Genomic DNA, 1,382 nt, shown 5'->3' with positions numbered 1-1,382 from the left:
CCGCCCCGGATCCACCGGATCGTCATGCATCCCCCGCCCGACCGGGATCACCTGCTCGATCCGCGACCGCAGCCGGGACATCGCCGTCCGGCTCGGCGCGCCCCAGCGGGCCGCCGGGCGGCTGACCGGGGTGTTCGCCGCCCACGCGGACGCCCTCGCGCGCCGCGACGGGGCGGCCCTGGACCGGGCCGCCGGGGAGCTGGAGCGGCGCGGCTACCTGCTGTTCGCGGCGGAGGCGCGCGCCCAGGCGGCCCGCGCGCACCGGGACCCCGGCGCCGCGCGCACCGCCCGGACCCGGGCCGTCGCCCTGGCCCGCCGCTGCCAGGGCGCCCGGACCCCGGCCCTGTCCGGCCTGGTGCTCGGCGAACTCACCGCCCGGCAACGGCAGATCGTCACCCTGGCCGCCGCCGGACTCTCCAACCGGCAGATCGCGGAGCGGCTCACGCTCTCCGTCCGCACGGTCGGCAACCACCTCTACAGCGCCTACGCCCGCCTGGGCGGCGGCGACCGGACCACACTGCCGTGGCTGGTGGAACCGTCCCGGGCGCGCACCGCCGCCTGAACCGGGCGTTCGGGGCGGCCCGGTTCAGGCCGCCCCGAACGCCGAGAACGCCCAGCCGGTGGCCTGGTGCACCGCGTCGCCCGGCAGCGCGGCCCGCGCGTCGCGCAGCGCCTCCGCCAGCGACAGCCCGGCGTCCAGGCCCTTGTGCAGCGCGAGCATCAACGGCACCACCGCGGCGTCGTTGACCGGCGCGCTGCACGCCACCACGCCGGCCGTGCCCAGCGGCAGCAGCGCGGTGACCAGGCCGAGCAGTTCGTCCGCGCCCACCGACGCGAACCGGCCGGTGTCGCAGCAGGACAGGATGATCCGGTACGGGCTGCGGTCAAGGCGTTCGAAGTCGTGCACGATGAGCGGCCCGTCGGCCATCCGCAACGACGAGAACAACGGGCTGTCGGTCCGGAACGTCCCGTGCGCCGCGATGTGCGCCAGCGCGGCCCCGTCCAGCTCCCGCAACACCTGGGGCACCCGCGCCCCATCCCCCTCCAGTACCACCGGCGCACCCCGCGCGTGCGGATGCTGGGACACCTCCGGGCGGTCCTCTTCGCCGGGGAAGGCGGGATGGTTCCCGGGGGGCTGGGGACGGGGCCCGTGATCCTCCGGTACGACGGGTGCGACGGCCGCACCGGTCGCGTGCGTCGCGTGGGGGAACCGGGACGCCTCCGGGCCGTCCGCCGGGCCGGGGAACGTGAGACGGCCTCCGTCGCTCCCGGGGCCGGGCCCGGGGTCCTCCAGCGTGCCTAGTGCCCTCGGGGAGCACCTCGGTGACGTAGGGGCCGTACCGGCCGTCCATGGCGACGATGGTGTGCCCGGTGGCCGGGTC

At 77.4% G+C, this 1,382-nt stretch carries 3 pseudogenes; 1 reads left to right on the top strand and 2 read right to left on the bottom strand.

The annotated features are described in order from the left end of the window. Nucleotides 1-82 precede the first annotated feature (82 nt). Nucleotides 83-562, top strand: a pseudogene (locus AB0G32_RS40380) (helix-turn-helix transcriptional regulator); the annotation flags it as partial. A gap of 24 nt (nt 563-586) precedes the next feature. Here AB0G32_RS40380 and AB0G32_RS40375 read toward each other — a convergent pair. Next, nucleotides 587-1,051, bottom strand: a pseudogene (locus AB0G32_RS40375) (CHAT domain-containing protein); the annotation flags it as partial. Between the two features lie 274 nt (nt 1,052-1,325). After that, a pseudogene (locus tag AB0G32_RS40370) lies at nt 1,326-1,382 on the bottom strand (topoisomerase C-terminal repeat-containing protein); the annotation flags it as partial.

Origin of the sequence: Streptomyces sp. NPDC023723 (genome assembly GCF_040639815.1) — a bacterium.
Taxonomy (GTDB): Bacteria; Actinomycetota; Actinomycetes; order Streptomycetales; family Streptomycetaceae; genus Streptomyces.
This window is presented reverse-complemented; position numbering and strand designations above follow the sequence as displayed.